The sequence below is a fragment of the uncultured Mobiluncus sp. genome (assembly GCF_947254095.1).
Taxonomy (GTDB): Bacteria; Actinomycetota; Actinomycetes; order Actinomycetales; family Actinomycetaceae; genus Mobiluncus.
In genome coordinates, this window is record NZ_CAMYBV010000005.1 from 1 (window position 1) to 18,382 (window position 18,382).

The following is an 18,382-nucleotide window of genomic DNA, read 5'->3' on the forward strand; positions in this document are numbered from 1 at the left end:
CCGAGACATATTCGCCCGCCGCCATCGACAGCGCCCCCGCGACCACAGCCGCGATACCGGCGGTCGCAATGGCCGTGGTGTTTTCCGGGTTCGCCGCCGCCACGCCCACGACCACGCCCGCGGTTGAAACAATGCCGTCATTGGCGCCTAACACTGCAGCTCGGAGCCAGTTTAGGCGCGAGGAAGTCGCCGCGGACTTGTCGTGTTTTACGTCCGTTTCGTTCGGGTTTTCGCTCAGGTTTTCGACTGAGCTTTGACCCAACTGTTCGCTCAAGGTGTGTCGCCTCCGTTATCCCGTTCGGTGCTGTGTTTACTGTCTCAAGCTACGAGGTTTTCGGCGATATTTCAACGAATCTAAGGCTTGCCTTGGTTAGGTGCGGCTACGCCGGGGCGGGTTGCGGGGGCTGGACAGGCGGAGCGACTCCGGACGAGGCGAGTGAGGCGGGCGGAGCGGGCGAGGCTGGCTACCACGGGCAGGCGCGGCAGCGAACCCAACCAAAGCACCTCACTTGTGACAAATTTCGCGGCTTTGGGGCGCAGACGCGCCAACCCCAGATGTCGCAGTGAGCACCGGGCGGGTTTTAAGCGCTGGGCGATTTTCCTCGATTGGATTTGATACAGTCCAGGCTTAACGGGTTAAATATCAAGCAGGCGGCCAGTGTTGGCGCCGCGTTCGGATTTAGGAAAGATGAGGCATAACCATGAAAGCTCCCGAAGAACTGCACGATATTCCCGCTGGTCAGGGCGGAAAAGCTGGTTCGGGCGGGGCGGCAGGCTCGCAAACGATTCCGGGACCGGTGGTGCGAGACGTCACTGACGACACGTTTGCCCAGCTCCTGGAGCTTTCGCGGACAGTCCCGTTCATTTTGGACATGTGGGCGCCCTGGTGTGGGCCGTGCCGCCAGCTCGGCCCCGTTTTGGAAAAGGCTGTAAAGAAGGCCGGCGGGCGCGTGGCCTTGGCAAAGGTCAACATAGACGAAAACCCGGCCATCGGTCAAGCGTTTCAAGTGCAAAGCATTCCCGCCGTATTCCTGCTGATGAACGGGCAACGCGCGCCTTTGTTCAACGGCGCGCTGCCCGCTTCGGCAGTGCAGGAGGTCATCGACAAGGTTATCGAGTTGGCTGAAAAGGAAGGCGTGACGGGTCGCGTGCAGACTGATGGAGCTGACGAGGCTGGAGCTGCTGACGGGGCTGGGGCTGCCGGTGCGACTGCCCCGGACGCGCCGCCCGCGGTGGCCGAAGAAATCGAAACCGCGCTGAAACTTCAGGCCCAGGGAGAATACAACCAGGCCATCGAGACTTTAGAGACCTACCTCAAAGCCAACCCTGGTGAATCTGGCAAGGTGGAGCCGCTGCTGGCGAAAATTCGATTGCAGGCCCGCTCGGCAGAGGCCGAGCCCGCCGGTGAGCCGACTGGACAGGGCGCTCAGGCTGTGAGCGGCGAGGTAGCGGCGCAGCTCGAGGCCGCCGATGCCCAGATGAACGCGGGAGATGCCGCCGGGGCGATGTCTCGACTGCTGGGGGTCGTGGCGGAAGCCAGTGGCGAGGACCGCGACGCGGCTCGGGCGCGTTTGGTGGAGTATTTCGTGATTCTGGGCGATGATCCGCTGGTTCCGGCGATGCGCTCGAAGCTGGCTACTTTGCTTTACTAGCTTTTTTCGCCGCGGATATATGAATATAAGGTGGGATTTTGGCGAGTAGCTGCCAATAATGGCAGCAATCGGGCATTTCTCACCTTAGTATTTACAACCCAGCCAGTGACACACCGACTCCGTGGTGTCACTCCGAAACTGGCTACTTTGCTTTACTAGCTTTTTTCGCCGCGGATTTTTTCGGGGTTCGGCTCGCGGGTTTCGCGGCTGGTTTCTTTGTGCCAGACGACTTTCCAGTTGGGCCGCCAGCAGCGGAGATAGCATTCGTGACTTCTGCGGACATAGTGCGCAGGCCGCGAGAAAGCGCACCCGCATCATCAAAACCGGCCGCCAAGGTGAGCGTGCCCTCTACCCCGGACAGGGTGCGTTCGGACAGAGAAGCCGCCAAGCCGCGGTCTACTCCTAGACTGAGCAGGGCTTTCGTCAGTGCCCTACGCCACGTGTCGAAGTGTTCCTGCACCTCGGGGGCAAAGTCGTGGGCCGCAGCGTCATGAACGAGTTTGCCCCAGAGGCTCTGTTTCTCGCCGTGGTCAAAGAACGCGAGGATACCAGCGAACATTCCGGCGACGTCCGCCGATTCCAGCGGCGCGACCACGGCGGCTTGAAAGTCCTGTTCCACGGCCGCTAGGACCTCGCGCATCATCTGAGCTTTACCATCGGGAAAGAGGTGATACAGCGAACCTCGCCCCAGTCCGGTCGTCGCCGAAATCTCGGCCATGCCAGCTCCGGTGTAGCCCCGCGCTTGAAATAGCGCCGCCAGCTTACCTACTATTTCCACGCGATTTGGTTTCCCCACCGCTGGTCCTTTCCGCGAGTCAATCCGTCTAACTGACAGTATGGTGAATTTTTGACCGTTCGTTCAATTGCCGCGCCGGCTTGGCCAGTTTTCCTCAAAAATCCCTCGGTATCGGGAGCGTGCGTGGATTAAAGGTGAAAATAGGGACGTAGCTGCCAATAATGGCAGCTACTGCCCAAATCCCACCTTATATCCGCAATCCAGCAAGTATCCCACTCACAAACAGCGGCTCAAAGCCCGCAGCTATAGAAAAAGCCCGGTCGGCTGGGAATCCCAGCCGACCGGGCAAATTCGGGCAAAAACCCGGCAAACTTAGCTTCCGAAGAAGTAGTGTGTCTCCGGGTTATCGGCGGCGCGCTCGGCATTGGTGACCAAGCCCAGCTCGGTGTAACCAGCCATCAGCGGATGGCTCGGCACCACGCGAACCTGGTAACCCAGCGGACCGGCATTTTTCAGCGTTGTCTCCAAACGGTAGGACACCACGCCGTTTTCAGAGCGTTCCGCCTGCATCGCCAGGACCTCGAAACCGGACAGGTCATCGCTGGAAGTGACGCGGCCCAGTAGCAACTGCACCTCGACGTCTTCGGGACGCAGGTTCCCCAGCTGGACATCAGCAAAGAACGAGGCGCTGTCCCCCACGATTGCTACGTCACCGACTTTGGAGCCGACGTGTTTCACCGCGACCTGATTCCAGCTCGAACGCACCCGCGCCTTGTAAGCCGCCAGGTCACGAGCCGCTTGGTGACCCACGCTGTTCAGCACCCGGTTGGACGCGGCAATCGGGGTATAGAGGTTTTCCACGTACTCGCTGACCATGCGCTGCGCCTGCACGCGCGGCCCCAGCGTCGCCAGGGTGTGGCGTACCATTTCCATCCAGTTGCGCGGAATCCCGTTCTCGTCTCGATCGTAGAAGCGCGGAGCGACCGTGTTCTCGATGAGGTTATACAGCCCCTCGGCCTCGATAGCGTCGCGACGTTCCGGATCGTCAACCCCGTCAGCGGTGGGAATGGCCCAGCCGTTGCGGCCGTCATACATTTCGTCCCACCAGCCGTCCAAGATGGACAGGTTCAAAGCACCGTTGATGGCGCACTTCATGCCAGAAGTCCCGGAGGCCTCCAGCGGGCGCAGCGGGTTGTTCAGCCACACATCCACGCCGGGCATCAGGGTTTGAGCCATATCCATGTCATAGTTGGGCAGGAAGGCGATACGGTCGCGCACATCGTACTGGTCAGCGAAAGCCACCAGGCGCTGAATCAGGCTGACGCCCTGTTCGTCGTCCGGGTGGGATTTCCCAGCCACGATGATCTGAACCGGGCGTTCTTTATTCGTCAAGATGGCCGCCAGGCGCTCCGGGTTGTTAATCATCAGCGTCAGACGCTTGTAAGTCGGGACGCGGCGGGCAAAACCAATGGTCAAAACATCAGGATCGAGGATTCGGTTCGTCCAGTCCAGCTCGGCCGGGGACGCCCCGCGCTCCAGCCAGGATTCACGCACCCGCCGGCGGGCATCGAGCACCAGCTGTTCGCGCAGCTCACGACGCAGTTCCCAGAGTTCCTCGTCGCTAACACCGCCTTCCTCGGGAGGGCGCACCCACCGGTAGGTGTTGACGTGTTCGCCGGGATCTTGGTGTCCACGAGCCAGCTGCGCCAAACGTCCATCAGTCCAGGTCGGGCCATGTACCCCGTTGGTAATAGAGGTGATGGGCACCTCGGAGACGTCAAATCCGGGCCACAGCTTGTGGAACATACCGCGCGAAACTTTGCCGTGCAGCCGAGCCACACCGTTGGCCATACGCGCCATGCGCAAGCCCAAAACCGCCATGTTGAACACGTTGGGGTCCCCGCCCTCGTACGTTTCCGCGCCCAGAGCCAGCAGCTGCTCGGTGGTCACGCCAGGAATCTCGATCGGCGCCAGGTAACGCTGCACCAAGGACCGGTCGAAACGGTCGATACCGGCGGGAACCGGCGTGTGGGTGGTGAACAGCGTGCCGGAACGCACCGCTTCAATAGCCGTGCCGAAGTCGAGGTGTTCCTCACCGGTCATCAGCTCGCGGATACGTTCCACCGCCATGAATCCGGCGTGGCCTTCGTTGCAGTGATAGACCTCGGGGGTCGGTGCGCCGGTCAACCGACTGTAGGTGCGCAGGGCTTTCACCCCGCCCACGCCGAGCAACAGTTCCTGTTCCATGCGGTGGTCTTTCGACCCACCATAGAGGCGGTCGGTCACCAGTCGGGCGGCCTCGTCGTTCTTGGCCACGTCAGAGTCCATCATCAGCAGGGAGATGCGCCCCACTTTCGCGACCCACACTTGGGCATACAGAGTGCGGTGGTCGGGCAGCGGCACTTCGATCATCGCGGGGGTGCCGTCATCTTCACGCAGCAGGGTCAGCGGCATATTATCCGGGTCGATGACCGGGTAGGATTCGCGCTGCCAGCCTTCGCGAGTCAGGGACTGACGGAAGTAGCCAGCCTGATAGAGCAGGCCCACGCCGATAATCGGAACCCCCAAGTCGGAAGCGGACTTCAAGTGATCGCCGGCCAGGATCCCCAAACCGCCGGAGTATTGCGGCAAAACGGCAGTCACGCCGAATTCAGCCGAGAAATACCCAATCGCGCTGGGCTTGTCAGCATTGTTGAACTGGGATTGATACCACTGCGGCTTTTCCAAGTAATCACCCAAATCGCGTTCCAAAGCCGCGGCTTGGTTCACAATGTCCGGGTTTGCCGAAAGTTCGTCCAGTTTTTGCACCGAAATCGAGCCGAGGAAAGCCGCCGGATCGTGGCCGACTTCCTCCCAGACTTTCGGATCCAAGGACGCGAAGAAATCGCGGGAAGGCCGGTGCCAGGACCAGCGCAGATTTTGAGCCAAGTTACCAATTGGCTTCAAGTTTTCAGGAAGGACGGAGCGTACAGTAAATCTTCGTATTGCTTTCACAGTCCTATCCTACGTGGTAGTTGAGGATTTTAGGTAAATTTTTACTAAAACATAGTTTTGGCGGCCCCGAAGGACCGCCAAAACTTGGGGGTGTCATGAAAAAAGTTTATTCGCTGGCATCTTCCGGCAGGGCGTAAGCGTCCACGTCGGCCGGCAACTCGACCGGCTCGCGGGTTTCCTCGTCCTCTTGCAGAGCCTGCAAACCAGAGATGGCGTCGGCAGCGCGAGACCCCAACAGGCCACGCATCTCGTCGAGGTAGGCCGCCACAGATTCGCGCTGACGTTCCAGCTTTTCGACCGTGCGTTGTGCCGCGGCACGTTCGGCTTGAGCTTCGGCACGAGCCGCTTCGCGCAGCTGCTGCGCTTCGACTTCCGCAGCCGAGATGGTGGCCTCGGCGGTGCGGCGGGCGTCCTCTTGACGGCGGCGCACCACGGCATCAGTATCGGTCAACAGACGTTCGGCACGCTGCAGGGTTTCGCCGAGGTGCTTCTCAGCGTCAGCGACCTGAGCCTTAGCGGTGGCAACCATCGCAGAGGTCTCGGCGCGAGCCTGTTCGTGCGCCTGCGCGTCAGCTTCACGAGCGGCCGCACGCGCGGAGGCAATCTCAGTTTCGGTGTCCTGGCGAGCCTGTTCAGATTCGGCACGCAGACGTTCGGCTTCGGCGCGAGCGTTAGAGATAATCTTGTCGGCTTCGGCGCGGGTTTCCGCCAGCAACTTTTCAGCCATTTGCTGAGCCTGTTCGCGCACCTGGGTGGCCTCGGCAGTAGCGGTTTCACGCAGCTCTTGAATCTCAGTCGCCGCTTCGTTACGCAAAGCCGTGGTTTCCTGTTCAGCCTTAACTCGGGCTTCTACGTAGTCCTTTTCAGCTTGAGCGCGCTGCAACTCGGTTTCGCGGTCAGCAGTGGCGCGCAGGTCGTTGACCTGGGTGTTCACTTCAGCGCGCAAGGACGCCGCTTCACGTTCCGCCGCGGCGACCAGTTCATCAGCGCGGTGCTGAGCGTTGGTGAGCACGGTTTCCGCTTCGGTTTCCGCCTGAGTGGTGCGTTCCTCCGCTTCACGGCGAGCCTCAGCCAGCATGGAAGCCGCTTCGGCTTCGGCGCGCTGGGTCAGGCGCTGCGTGTTAGAACGAGTCTTTTCCAGCAGGGATTCCGCGTCAGCGTTCGCCTTATTAATAACGGTGGTGGACTGTTCCTCAGCCGAACGCAACAGCTGTTCGATGCGCTCGCCCAAGCCGGTATAACTCGACTTGTCGCTTTCCTTTAGACGGCGCTGAGCTTCGCCCAAATCCCCAGCCAGGGTGGCGTTACGCGCGTCAAGGGTTTCTACCTCACGGCGTGCCTCAGCCAAAGCCGTCATTAAAGTTTGAATCTGCAGGTCAACCTGAACGCGGTCGTACCCGCGCATCACGATTGGAAAATCTGTCTGCTCTTCGGTCACTTGTGAGTCCTCCTAAAGACGTCAACCAACGGGCAAATTAACCTGCCCCGCCAAACTTAGTATAACGATACCCTAAGTCTATAACGAAAAATTCTAGGATTAACCATTTACACGAACCTTTATGACATGGCTAAGTCGCTGCGAGCCGCCATTCTCGCTAAAGTTAAAAGGTAGTCGGTTCCAAAATTTTCAAGGAGACCCATGTCAACGAATCGCACCGCCCGCTATCTCAGCATTGCCCTGCTGGTTGTCTCGCTTTTGGCGGCATTCATTGGGGTGTCTCGCCTGACTTTCCTGCGTCCCAGCGCTAACGTGGCGTTTCACAGTGAACCAACCAAGTCGGCGGTGGTGTTGACGGGAGAAAACCTGTTGGAGTCCACCGGGGAAAAGGTCACGATTCGTGCCACCGGCCCGGCAAAGCAGGAAGTCTTTTTAGGAATCGCCCTAACCTCGGACGCCATGGCTTTCGCCAAGTCCGTCAATCACCTAGAACTGACCGGTTTCAAAGCCGATGGCAAACTGACTTCTCGGAGCATCAAGGCGAAAAAAACTAATTCTGCTCCTGGCGAACAAACTTCGCCGGACGGTTTGCAGCACCTCGCCGCCCCCGCCCAGGCGGACGCAGCGGACCTGACGTCCTTGGATATTTGGAAACAGAGCGCCCGCGGCACCGGTCACGCCTCCCTGAACTGGCAACTCAGTGACAATCGCTGGAGCGCGGTCGCATTCGTGGTGAACGCCCCGGCTAAAGCGGCCGGACCGCAACTGGAACTGAAGTGGAAACTGAAGCACGAACCCTCCAATATCTCGGCGATTTTGCTGGTAATCGTGGGGATTATCGCCGCGGGAGCCATCGCGACTTATCTGACCCTGCTGGTGCTGTCCGAACGGCGTTCGCGTGCCAAACGTTTGGAAACTTTGGAAAAGGATCAGGCACGCCAGCTCGCCAGTCAGGTTACTTCCGCGGTCACCGGCGACGCCCCCGCGGATACCGGCGTCATTCCAGCAGTTCATCCCACGCGCCGCTCCCTGCGGATGGCGGAGGAAGCCGAGAGCCAGACCCGAAAAGGCAGAAAGTCGCGGCGCAGTGAGAAAAACGAGGACCTGAAAGACGCAGAGACGGAGGACACCCATGACGAATAAGCTGACGACCCTCCTGGCTGGCACCGCAACCGCGCTGGCCCTGAGCGCTTGTGCCTACACCCCCACCCTTGTGACCTCCCCCAATGCCGGTAACGAACCGCCCGCCCTTGACCAGCAGCGCATCACGAAGGTCACCACCGAGGCGAATGCTGCCGCCCAAGCCGGGGACGGCGCTCGTGACTGGCAGCAGCTGGCCAGCCGTTTTATGAACCCGGCTATGGCCATGCGCAACGGGGAATACCTGATGACCAACGCGACCCGCGGCGCCAACCTAGGCGCCCTACCACTGGCGAATCCGCAGGTAGCAGTGGTTCAGCAGGCCTCGGATTGGCCGCGCTACGCCTACACGGTTTCACCTTCGGTCGAAGGCCAGCCGCTGTACGTCTTCGGTTTCGTCCAGTCCTCGCCGCGCGCCAACTACGCGCTGTGGGGCTACACGAAACTGTTCCCCAAAGCGAGTTTCCCCGCGACTTTCAAGCCGGAAGTCGGCTCGCCCCGCCCCCCCGCGGATTCCAAAGATTTCGTGGTGGCGCCCAGAGCCTTGGCGAAAACTTACGCCGACTACCTGAACGACCCGAACAGCGCCAAAGATGTTTTTGAAACCGAGAACGATTCTTTCGCCGCGACTTTTGCCCAGCGGCGCACGGACTATGCCACTCTCTCCCAGCAAAGTCGCGGATTGGAAGTCACGATGGCCGCGCGGCCCGGCGCTGAAGGCTGTATCGCCCTGGGCACCACCGACGGCGGAGCGCTGGTCATGGCGACCCTCAACTACGATGTGACCATGAAGTCTCCCCGGAAACTCCAGCTCTCTGCCCTGGCTCAGGCCCACACCGGGAAAAACACCGCGGCCTCGACCTTGACGGAAACCCACACGGTGGTGGCGTTGTTCAACTTGCCGGACAAAGCCAGCAAAAACCGGAAGATTACGGTCTTGGGCGCCTCCGATGCCGTCACGGCGATGAGCGCGGACTAGGGCGTTGCAGTCGCGTTCACAAGGGCGTTGCCGCAACGTTTGATGGCGTTTCCGTGCGCGTTCACAAGGGCGTTGCCGCAGGTTAGTGTGTTTGGGTGCGGCCTACATGCACTGGGGGTAGAGCGCCATAAGACGGCGCGAAACGGCCCCGGGATTTTCAATCGGCACCAGGTGCGAGGTTTCGTGAACCTCGACGACTTCAGTGTGGGCGGCCTGAGCCATCGCGGCAGCACGCTCGGGGGAAACGACCGGGTCCTCCTCGCCGCGCATGACCAAGACCGGCTTGTCAAAGTTTTCCAGCAGCTCCATTCGGTCCGGGCGAGCCGCCATCACCCGCTGTGCCCAAGAGATTCCCTCGTTGGAGGCTTCCTCGGACCATTGCACCGCCTGAGAGACGACCTCGGGGCGCGCTCGGCGAGTCGAGGCGGTGAACTGGGATTCAATCTGGGGGGTCAACAGGCTCGCGCGGTCCCCGGCCAGCATGGTGATGAGATTTTCAAAACGGTCGGCTTTTTCGCTGACCGTATCCGCGTCCGCCCGAGTCCCAATCAAGCCCAGACCAGCCACAACATCAGGGTGACGCTCCAAAATGGTCAGTGCCACATAGCCACCCAGCGAATTACCCACCGGAATGATGCGCTCAATGCCGAACTTGCCCAGGTTCGCCACGATTTCATCCGCAAATGCGTCCAACGAAGGAGTGTCCATCATCGGCGGAGTTTGGCCGAATCCGGGGGCATCCACCATCAGCAGCGGCACCCCGCCCAAACGGTCCGCGGTCGGCAGCCACATCCGGTGATCCATCGGAAAAGCGTGAAGCAGCACCATCGTAGGACCAATCGGGCCGGGGATAATGTCGCGGGCAATCATGTTCAGCATGGTTTTATCTTAAAGGATTTCCTCTAATACCGGGTAAACCCGAACGGTTTTGCCCGCCTGGCACCACCCACATCGGTCCAGCCCCGCGAACCGGGCGTGACTGAACCGGCGACCGCCAGGACTGGGGAGGGAAAAAATTACTTTGAAACAGAGCAAAAATGCGATAATCGGAACATGAGTGAACCTTTTGCAGTACGCGGACGCATCGTCACGCCCTCTTCCATAATCGTTGATGGGGCCGTCATTATTGACGGGGAATCCATAGTGTGGATGGGCGAGGCGCCCCAGGCCCAGGCGGCAGGTTACGGCGCCGAGGTCGTGGCCGCTCCTTCTCCGACTGACGGACGCTACATTTTGCCGGGCCTAGTCGATACGCACTGCCACGGGGGTGGAGGCAGCTCTTTCCCCGCTGCCGACACGGTAGAAGCCATGATGACCGCCGTGTGGGAACACCGTGTTCACGGCACCACCACCCTGGTCGGTTCGCTCTCGACAGCCTCCCCGGAGGACCTGCGCCGACAGGGCCAGATGCTGGCCGATTTGTGTGACGCGGGCGAACTGGACGGGATTCACTTTGAAGGGCCGTTCCTGGCGTCGGGACGTTTGGGCGTGACGGGGATGCTGCCCGGAGACTCCCCCGCTGATTCCTTTCCCGGGGAAGGGCTCACCGCCCAGGAACGCGAGGAACGAGCTCGTGCCGTCCTGGGGACACAAGATTTCGCACAGGTCCAGCCCCCGAACCCGGCCCTGACCCGCGAGTTGATGATTACCACCCGCGGGCACACGGTGTCGATGACGCTGGCTCCGGAAGGCAAACGCGCCATCGGTTCGGGTTCTGTGGCGGAAGTTTTGATTGAAAACGGGGCGGTTCCCGCTTTTGGACACACGGTCGCCTCCGCCGAGATGATTCGCGGAGCCGCGGCCTGGACACGGGAAAAACTGGGGCTGACCCCCTCGGATAAGCTGCGTTGCCCCCGCTACATTGTGACGCATTTCTTTAACGGGATGCAGCCTTTCCACCATCGCAACCCCGGACCGATATTGGAACTGCTGGCGGATGCGGCCGGAGGCGGTTGCATTCTGGAGTTGATTGCGGACGGGGAACACGTGGATTTCAGCGCGGTGCGTAACGTGTTTGAGCTGGTCGGACGCGACTCGGTGGTGTTTGTTAGCAACGCTACCGCCGCCACGGGAATGCCTTCTGACGAGCCCGGCTCTACCGAGGCTGAACCCAACTTGCACCTGGTAGACATCGTGCGCCGAGCCTGGAAAGGCGCGGGGATTCCGCTGAGCGATGCGGTGTACTGTGCTTCGGTGCAGGGAGCCCGCATTTTGGGTCAGACCAACATCGGCGAAATCACCGCGGGCAAACGCGCAGACTTGCTGGTCACGGACGAGAACCTCTATCCGCTTTCGGTCTATCGCCGCGGCACCCTGGTGGCTTCCGTACCTAAGAATTAACCGGATTAGCAGTGCCCAGTCAGCGAAAATCCAAGCGGCGCGGCCAACCCTATCGCCCCTTGGACATGCAGCGCCTCACCAGCGTCCCGCGGGTCGTGACGCGCGCTGGGCGGGAATACCACGTCCAGCGTCTGACCGGCGGCGGGGCTCAGAAATCCTATGTCTGTCCCGGTTGTGGGCACGCCGTAGAATCCAATACCCCACATATCGTGGCCTGGCCGCTGAGCGCTCCTTTTGGAGTGGACACTGGGGTGGCGGCGCGCCGCCACTGGCACACCTACTGCTGGGAATCCGGTACTACCGGGGGATTTTAGTCAGTTCCCGTGGTGTTGACGGCACCAGGCCGATAGGCGGCACAAGCGGGGTACGCGGCGTTTTCGGGTCGTCTTTCGGGGTAAAACCGCGGTTCAGGGGGATTTTTACGGGTTTTAGAACAGCCGATTCTCGGCGTCAAAATCCAAGCCGCGCATCTCATCGTAATCCAGCACGACACAGCGAATCCCGCGGTCAGTGGCCAGGGTGCGAGCCTGAGGTTTAATCTCTTGGGCAGCAAAAATCCCGGTAATGCCCTCCAGCTCGGCTTGCCGACCCAGCAAATCCAGGTAGCGAGTCAACTGCTCGACCCCATCAATTTCGCCGCGACGTTTCACCTCCACCGCGACCGGACGCCCTTGTGCATCACGAACCAGCAGGTCAACCGGACCAATGGGAGTGGGCCATTCCCGACGCACCAAAGTCCAGCCCTCCCCCAACCGCAGCGCGACCTGGTCAGCCAGCAACTGTTGCAGATGCGCCTCGACCCCGTCCTTTTCCAGTCCCGGATCGACCCCCAAATCGCACACGACATCTTCATAGACCTCTGTAATGTTAATCAGCAGGGCGTCGCCGGATTTGGCCTGGACCCGCCACGTTTGCGGGCCTTTGGGGGCGCTGGAATCTTCCAGCTCAATGTGTAGCTGGCAGGGCGGACTCATCCAATTCAGGGGCTTGTAGGAACCGCCGTCACTGTGAATCAGCACTGAACCGTCGGCTTTCACCATCAACAGCCGTTTCGCCGCGGCCAAATGCGCGTCCAAACGTCCCGAATAATTGACTTCACAATCCGCTATGACTAGGCGCATACAGCTAGCCTAGCCGAAGCGCGCGATCCAAGAAACTCAGTAAACCACCTGGGTGCGCGGCGGGGAGGATTCTTTCCAGCTGACCAGGCCGGAATAATCATGTTCATCCATCGCCAACCAAAAATCATCCGGCTCGGAAAAACCCTGACGCGGCGCGCGGCAATGCAAAATAGCCAGGGTAAAGTCTGAGTCCGGTTCCGTGTCTACCGCGGACTCCAAAATCTCAAAGTCCGCCCGTTCCCAACGGCGATTCGAGCCCCAACGCAGGGAAATAACCCGATACCACTTCAGAAAATCCTCGGAATAATGGCACACCCCGGCCCGCCACGGATCGGTAGTGTTAGCCCGCAAGGCCACATTAAATGAGCCGTTATTTTGGGCTTTAAACCGCAAGCGCGCCAGGAAGTAAATCGCCAGCGCGCAAATCAGGAACAGCACCAGGAGCAGACCGGTAAGTATATAACTGGTTGCCATGCCCATGATGTCCCTCCTCACGCCATAAAGCCGCAGCATTCGAGCCTGAATCTCAGGTTAATCTGTCAATGGCGGGCGTCCCTAGGGACGAACCCGCCACTGCCACCCCCAAGCAAACCCCTGGGGAAGGTGAATAGCCTTATGGGAAATCATATCCCAATCGGTCTGATTCGCGTAAGTTGTTTATTTTAGCTCTCCGGCTCGGGAGCCTGGTTTGCCGTTCCAGCAGACAAATCGCGTTCCAGCACCACGGTTACGGTGTCATTGTCTACCGAGGCAAACCCGGCCTCAACCGGAAAGTTATGCGAACCCGCTTTTCCGGTCGAATCCGGCGCGTCGACGCGCACCTGGCCGGCACGTAGCACGACCAGTAACGGCTGGTGACCCGGCAGGACCCCCAGGTCGCCGTCTGCGGCAGGCATGATGACCTGGGACGCTTCTCCCTGATACAGGGTGCGCGAGCGGTCTACCACCGCAACTTTCAGCGTGTCTGCCATGGTTTATCACATATCCTTTTGCAGTTTCGCCCAGGCCTCTTCGAGATCCTCGATACCGCCGATGTTAAAGAACGCCTGTTCGGCAATATGGTCGTACTTGCCTTCGCAAATCCGCTTGAACGCCTCAATGGTTTCGCTCATCGGCACGGTCGAACCGGGCACACCGGTGAACTTCTCTGCCATATAGGTGTTTTGGGACAGGAACTGTTCGATACGACGCGCGCGCGCCACGGTGACCTTGTCCTCTTCGGACAGTTCGTCCACACCGAGAATGGCGATGATGTCTTGCAGTTCCTTGTTCTTTTGCAGAATCTGTTTGACCTGGGTCGCGACCTCGTAGTGTTCCTTGCCGACATAGCGCGGGTCGAGAATACGCGAGGTGGAGGCCAGCGGGTCTACTGCCGGGTACAGACCGCGGGACGCAATGTCACGAGACAGGTTCGTGGTCGCGTCCAGGTGGGCGAAGGTCGTCGCCGGGGCCGGGTCGGTGTAGTCGTCCGCTGGCACGTAGATGGCCTGCAGCGAAGTAATCGAGTGACCACCCGCGGAAGTAATGCGCTCCTGGAGCTGGCCCATTTCATCAGCCAGGTTCGGCTGGTAGCCCACGGCGGAAGGCATCCGGCCCAGCAGGGTGGACACCTCGGAGCCGGCCTGGGTGAAACGGAAAATGTTGTCGATGAACAGCAGCACGTCTTGGTTCTGGACGTCACGGAAGTATTCCGCCATCGTCAAACCTGACAGAGCCACGCGCAGACGCGTCCCCGGCGGCTCGTCCATCTGTCCGAACACCATCGCTGTCTTGTCCAACACGCCCGCATCAGCCATCTCGTGAATCAAGTCGTTACCCTCACGAGTACGTTCGCCCACGCCGGCGAACACGGACACACCGCCGTGGTCCTGCGCCACACGCTGAATCATCTCTTGAATCAACACGGTCTTGCCCACACCAGCGCCGCCGAACAGGCCAATCTTGCCGCCCTGCACGTAAGGGGTCAGCAGGTCAATGACCTTGATGCCGGTCTCGAACATTTGCGTCTTGGATTCCAGCTTGTCGAAGGCCGGAGGGTTGCGGTGGATGGACCAACGCTCCTTGACGTCCAGGGTTTCGCCCTCTTTCAGGTTCAGGCAGTCGCCAATCACGTTAAAGACGTGACCCTTGGTGATGTCTCCCACCGGCACCGTAATCGGGGAGCCGGTGTCTACAACCTTGGCTCCGCGCACCAAACCGTCAGTAGGCTTCAGGGCGATGGACCGGACAATGTTGTCGCCCAAGTGCTGAGCCACCTCCATCGTCATGGTCTGCATCTGTCCGGCTTCGGTGCTGCCCATGCCCGTGTATTCCACGGTCAAAGCGTTGTACATATCAGGCAGTTGATCCGGGGGGAACTCCACGTCCACAACCGGGCCAATAACCCGGGAGATACGACCGGTTCCTGGGGTTTTCTCACTCATTTTCGTTTCCTCTAATCGGCGGTTGGTAATCGGTTATTTCTTAGAATCTTGGAGCGCGTCAGCGCCGGACACGATTTCCGTAATCTCGGTGGTGATGTCGGCCTGACGAGCCTTGTTCATGTCCAAAGTCAGGGTGTTAATCAAGTTGGACGCGTTATCGGTCGCGGCGTGCATAGCGTTTTGACGGCTGGCGAGCTCGGCGGCGGCGGCGTGCAACAGGGCGGTGCGAATCCGCGACTCGACATACAGCGGCATGACGGTTTGCAGCACTTCCTCGGCGCTGGGCTCAAAGTCGTACAGTGGCATGACGGACTTGTCGTCCACTTCACTCAGACCCATGCCATCAATCTGAATAGCTTCGTCGGGGTCAATGACCTTAATCGGCAGCATCTTGCGCACCTGAGGCACTTGGGAAACCATCGAACGGAACTTGGTGTAAACCATGTACAGCTCACACACCCCGCCCTCTTCGGGCGACTTCAGGAACGCCGCCAAGAGCGTCTTGGCGATTTCCATGGTACGTTCCTCGCTGGGCTTGTCCGAATCCCCGGTCCACGCCCGGCGCACTTCCGTACCGCGGAAGTTGAAGTAGGACAGGCCGCGGCGACCCGAAACGTAAACCACCGGGTCTTTGCCTTCGTCACGCAAACGCTCCAGCAAACGCTCGGTTTCCCGCAAGATGGACGCGGAATAAGCACCGGCCATGCCACGGTCAGAGGTGACCGCCAAAACCGCCACGCGGTTGGTGTCGGTGCGTTCCGTAATCAGCGGATGATTGAGTTTGGCGTGGGCGGACACGGCTGCAACTGCCGCCGCGATGGCCGAGTCATAAGTGGTGATGGATTCCGCCCCGGCTCGAGCCTTGCCGACCCGGGAGGCCGCAATCATCTCCATGGCACGGAAAATCTTTTGCAGAGTCTCAGTAGACTTGATTCTCTGCTTGAGAGCCCTTTGCGAACCTGACACTTTGCCCTTCCCTTACGTTCTGTTCGGTTACTTTCGGTGCTGGCCAACAGCGCTGGCACGAGCGCCTTAGCGCTGCTTAACGATTTGTTCCTCGGACTGCTCAGCCTCGGCTTCGCCCTCAATGGCATTCAAGTCAGTCTGAGGGACCAAGTCGTAAGACTTGCGGAAATCCTTGACGGCAGTTTCCAAACGCGCCACCAGTTCATCGGGCCAAGCGCCCTTTTCCCTGATTTCGTTGAGGATGCTGCCTTCGTTGCGCAGGTAATCCAACCAGTCCTTTTCAAACTGCTGTACCTTGTCGGTGGCGATGTCGTCGAGGTAACCGTTGGTGCCAGCCCAGATGGAGCACACCTGTTCCTCTACGGGATAAGGCGTGTACTGGGGCTGTTTCAACAGTTCCATCAGCCTCTCGCCGCGAGTCAGCTGCTTGCGGGTCGTGGCATCCAGGTCAGAAGCCAGCATGGCGAAAGCCGCCATCGAACGGTACTGCGCCAAGGTTAGCTTCAACGTACCGGCGACCTTCTTCATGGCCTTAATCTGAGCGTCGCCGCCCACACGGGACACCGAAATGCCCACGTCCACGGCCGGACGCTGGTTCGCGTTGAACAGGTCAGACTGCAGGAAGATTTGGCCGTCGGTGATGGAGATGACGTTGGTCGGAATGTAGGCCGACACGTCGTTCGCCTTCGTTTCGATAATCGGCAGGCCGGTCATCGAACCGCCGCCCAAATCGTCGGACAGTTTCGCGCAGCGTTCCAGCAAGCGAGAGTGCAGGTAGAAAACGTCACCAGGGTAGGCTTCACGCCCCGGCGGACGGCGCAGCAACAGCGACACCGCGCGGTAGGCCTCGGCCTGCTTGGACAGGTCATCAAACACAATCAGCACGTGCTTGCCCTGGTACATCCAGTGCTGACCAATGGCCGAACCGGTGTAGGGAGCTAGGTACTTGAACCCGGCCGCGTCCGAAGCGGGGGAAGCCACGATGGTGGTGAACTCCATCGCGCCGGCGTCTTCCAGCGCGCCTTTCACGGAAGCAATCGTGGAGCCTTTCTGCCCGACGGCCACGTAGATGCAACGCACCTGCTTGTTGGGGTCGCCCGACTTCCAGTTGTCGCGCTGGTTCAAAATCGTGTCAATGGCGATAGCGGTCTTGCCGGTCTGGCGGTCGCCAATAATCAGCTCACGCTGGCCACGACCAATCGGAATCATCGAGTCGATGGCCTTCAGGCCGGTCTGGAGTGGCTCAAACACGGAACGGCGCATCATCACGCCGGGAGCCTGCAATTCCAGAGCACGACGCTCGCCCAAGTCCTTGATTTCACCCAGGCCGTCAATCGGGTTGCCCAGCGGGTCAACCACGCGGCCCAGGTAACCATCGCCCACCGGCACGGAGAGCACGTCACCCGTGCGGTAGACCTCTTGACCTTCCTCAATCCCCGTGAAATCACCCAGGACGATAGCGCCAATCTCACGCTCATCCAGGTTCATTGCCAGACCCAGGGTGCCGTCTTGGAAGCGCAGCAGCTCGTTGGCCATAGTGCCGGGCAAGCCCTCGATATGGGCAATGCCGTCAGCAGTTTCGGTCACGTAGCCGATTTCCTCCGCGGTCGCGGCGGATGGTTCATACGCATCCACAAACTTGTCCAGGGCGCTCTTAATGTCCTGGGGACTTATTGATAGCTCAGCCATCAGCATTCCTTCTGTTGTCGTTCCATAGGGCCTTGCCCTATCGGTCATATTTTCGTTTCGTTTTAGCTTGCCAGCTTGCGCCGGAACTGCTCGGCGCGGGACTTCACCGCGCCATCCATCACCGTGTCGCCCTGCACAATCTTTATGCCGCCCACCAGGTTCCGGTCTACCACTACGTTGACCTCAACCTGTTCGCCGCTGCGGTCAGACAGCAACTGAATGAGCCGGGAGTGCTGGGTTTCACTCAGCGGCGTGGCGGTGTAAACCGTAGCCATCCTCCGCTGACGCATCCGCGCTGCTGAATCCAGCAAAGCCCGCAGGTCAGCCGCGAGACGGCCGGGCGCCGCTTTCGCAATCACCGCGTTGACCAAGCGCAACGCCAGGGGCTTGACCTCCTTGCCAACCAGGGAGTTGAAAGTCTCGAGACGCTGGTCCAGGGGGGCACGATGATTGTCAGTCAAGAAGTTACGCAAATCGCGGTTCTTGGCGACCACCTGGCTCATGGCGAAGATGTCGCGTTCGACGTCCTCTAGCTGGCCATTATCCTGGGCGGTTTTCAGCAACACGTGGTTTGCCAGCAACCGGCAGGCTTCCTGCAGGTCATGCTCGCTGGACCAGCGACCGGCGGCGAGTTCCAACACTCCCGCCAGAGCCGGCTCAGAAAGTTTCGAACCCAAGATGGTGCGGACCAGTTCTTGCTTGTCCGGGGCGGTACGCGCCGGGTCGGACAGGTTGCGGGCCAAGCGGACGTTGTTCTCAAGCAGTTCAGACAGGGCAAAGTATTCCTCGGCGACCGCGGGGCCAGTCTTGGTCGTGGCTTTCCCCAGGGTCTTATCGACGGCCATGACCATAGCGGCCAAGGTCCTTACCGACGAGGCTCTCATTGACTTCCCTTACCTTCTCT

Annotated in this window: 17 protein-coding genes; 5 read left to right on the plus strand and 12 right to left on the minus strand. The window is 60.1% G+C overall.

Translation table 11 applies throughout. The features are described from left to right. Positions 1–238 (minus strand): VIT1/CCC1 transporter family protein (locus Q0X47_RS02475; RefSeq protein ID WP_297722735.1); only part of this gene is annotated, 238 nt, incomplete at its 3' end. A gap of 463 nt (positions 239–701) precedes the next feature. Between Q0X47_RS02475 and Q0X47_RS02480 the strand changes: the two genes are divergently transcribed. Beyond that, positions 702–1,652: a tetratricopeptide repeat protein gene (locus tag Q0X47_RS02480; protein ID WP_297722491.1), complete on the plus strand. Its 951-nt coding sequence runs from the start codon at positions 702–704 to the stop codon at positions 1,650–1,652. A 142-nt stretch (positions 1,653–1,794) separates the two neighbouring features. Here Q0X47_RS02480 and Q0X47_RS02485 read toward each other — a convergent pair whose 3' ends face one another. The 3 genes from Q0X47_RS02485 to Q0X47_RS02495 form a co-directional block, all read right to left on the minus strand. Further along, complete coding sequence (locus tag Q0X47_RS02485) at positions 1,795–2,448, minus strand: TetR/AcrR family transcriptional regulator (RefSeq protein WP_297722494.1); 654 nt, start codon at positions 2,446–2,448, stop codon at positions 1,795–1,797. Between the two features lie 312 nt (positions 2,449–2,760). Next, positions 2,761–5,382, minus strand: a complete 2,622-nt coding sequence (gene glgP / locus Q0X47_RS02490; RefSeq protein ID WP_297722497.1) for an alpha-glucan family phosphorylase — start codon at positions 5,380–5,382, stop codon at positions 2,761–2,763. A gap of 106 nt (positions 5,383–5,488) precedes the next feature. Continuing rightward, positions 5,489–6,820, minus strand: a complete 1,332-nt coding sequence (locus Q0X47_RS02495; protein ID WP_297722499.1) for a DivIVA domain-containing protein — start codon at positions 6,818–6,820, stop codon at positions 5,489–5,491. A 201-nt stretch (positions 6,821–7,021) separates the two neighbouring features. Here Q0X47_RS02495 and Q0X47_RS02500 point away from each other — a divergent pair, with 201 nt between their 5' ends. Next, a complete protein-coding gene (locus Q0X47_RS02500; RefSeq protein WP_297722502.1) occupies positions 7,022–7,963 on the plus strand; it encodes a hypothetical protein in 942 nt (313 codons plus the stop codon). Further along, positions 7,953–8,939 (plus strand): hypothetical protein, encoded by a 987-nt coding sequence (locus tag Q0X47_RS02505; protein ID WP_297722505.1) that lies wholly within the window; start codon positions 7,953–7,955, stop codon positions 8,937–8,939. Before Q0X47_RS02500 ends, Q0X47_RS02505 begins: the two co-directional genes overlap by 11 nt. 102 nt (positions 8,940–9,041) lie before the next feature. Here Q0X47_RS02505 and Q0X47_RS02510 read toward each other — a convergent pair whose 3' ends face one another. Beyond that, the gene (locus tag Q0X47_RS02510) at positions 9,042–9,818 is read right to left on the minus strand and encodes an alpha/beta fold hydrolase (protein ID WP_297722508.1); all 777 of its coding nucleotides are present in this window, start codon (positions 9,816–9,818) and stop codon (positions 9,042–9,044) included. Between the two features lie 174 nt (positions 9,819–9,992). Here Q0X47_RS02510 and Q0X47_RS02515 point away from each other — a divergent pair, with 174 nt between their 5' ends. Together Q0X47_RS02515 and Q0X47_RS02520 are read left to right on the plus strand one after the other, a co-directional pair. Continuing rightward, a complete protein-coding gene (locus Q0X47_RS02515) occupies positions 9,993–11,279 on the plus strand; it encodes an N-acetylglucosamine-6-phosphate deacetylase (RefSeq protein ID WP_297722510.1) in 1,287 nt (428 codons plus the stop codon). A gap of 11 nt (positions 11,280–11,290) precedes the next feature. Further along, complete coding sequence (locus Q0X47_RS02520) at positions 11,291–11,593, plus strand: ATP/GTP-binding protein (protein WP_297722513.1); 303 nt, start codon at positions 11,291–11,293, stop codon at positions 11,591–11,593. A gap of 114 nt (positions 11,594–11,707) precedes the next feature. On the opposite strand, the gene nucS is transcribed toward Q0X47_RS02520, so the two are convergent. From nucS to atpH, 7 genes are all read right to left on the minus strand, one after another. After that, positions 11,708–12,400, minus strand: a complete 693-nt coding sequence (gene nucS / locus Q0X47_RS02525; protein WP_297722515.1) for an endonuclease NucS — start codon at positions 12,398–12,400, stop codon at positions 11,708–11,710. Between the two features lie 36 nt (positions 12,401–12,436). Continuing rightward, positions 12,437–12,874: a DUF2550 domain-containing protein gene (locus tag Q0X47_RS02530; RefSeq protein ID WP_297722517.1), complete on the minus strand. Its 438-nt coding sequence runs from the start codon at positions 12,872–12,874 to the stop codon at positions 12,437–12,439. A gap of 188 nt (positions 12,875–13,062) precedes the next feature. Next, positions 13,063–13,371, minus strand: a complete 309-nt coding sequence (locus Q0X47_RS02535) for a F0F1 ATP synthase subunit epsilon (protein WP_297722520.1) — start codon at positions 13,369–13,371, stop codon at positions 13,063–13,065. A gap of 6 nt (positions 13,372–13,377) precedes the next feature. Continuing rightward, positions 13,378–14,823, minus strand: coding sequence for a F0F1 ATP synthase subunit beta (atpD, locus tag Q0X47_RS02540; protein ID WP_297722524.1), 1,446 nt, complete (start codon positions 14,821–14,823; stop codon positions 13,378–13,380). A 33-nt stretch (positions 14,824–14,856) separates the two neighbouring features. Next, positions 14,857–15,789 carry a F0F1 ATP synthase subunit gamma gene (locus Q0X47_RS02545; RefSeq protein ID WP_297722527.1) on the minus strand — a complete coding sequence of 311 codons (933 nt, stop codon included), beginning with the start codon at positions 15,787–15,789 and terminating at the stop codon, positions 14,857–14,859. Positions 15,790–15,855: 66 nt separating this feature from the next. Then, positions 15,856–17,478, minus strand: coding sequence for a F0F1 ATP synthase subunit alpha (gene atpA / locus Q0X47_RS02550; RefSeq protein WP_297722530.1), 1,623 nt, complete (start codon positions 17,476–17,478; stop codon positions 15,856–15,858). Positions 17,479–17,540: 62 nt separating this feature from the next. Continuing rightward, complete coding sequence (gene atpH, locus Q0X47_RS02555) at positions 17,541–18,362, minus strand: ATP synthase F1 subunit delta (RefSeq protein WP_297722532.1); 822 nt, start codon at positions 18,360–18,362, stop codon at positions 17,541–17,543. Positions 18,363–18,382: the final 20 nt, after the last annotated feature.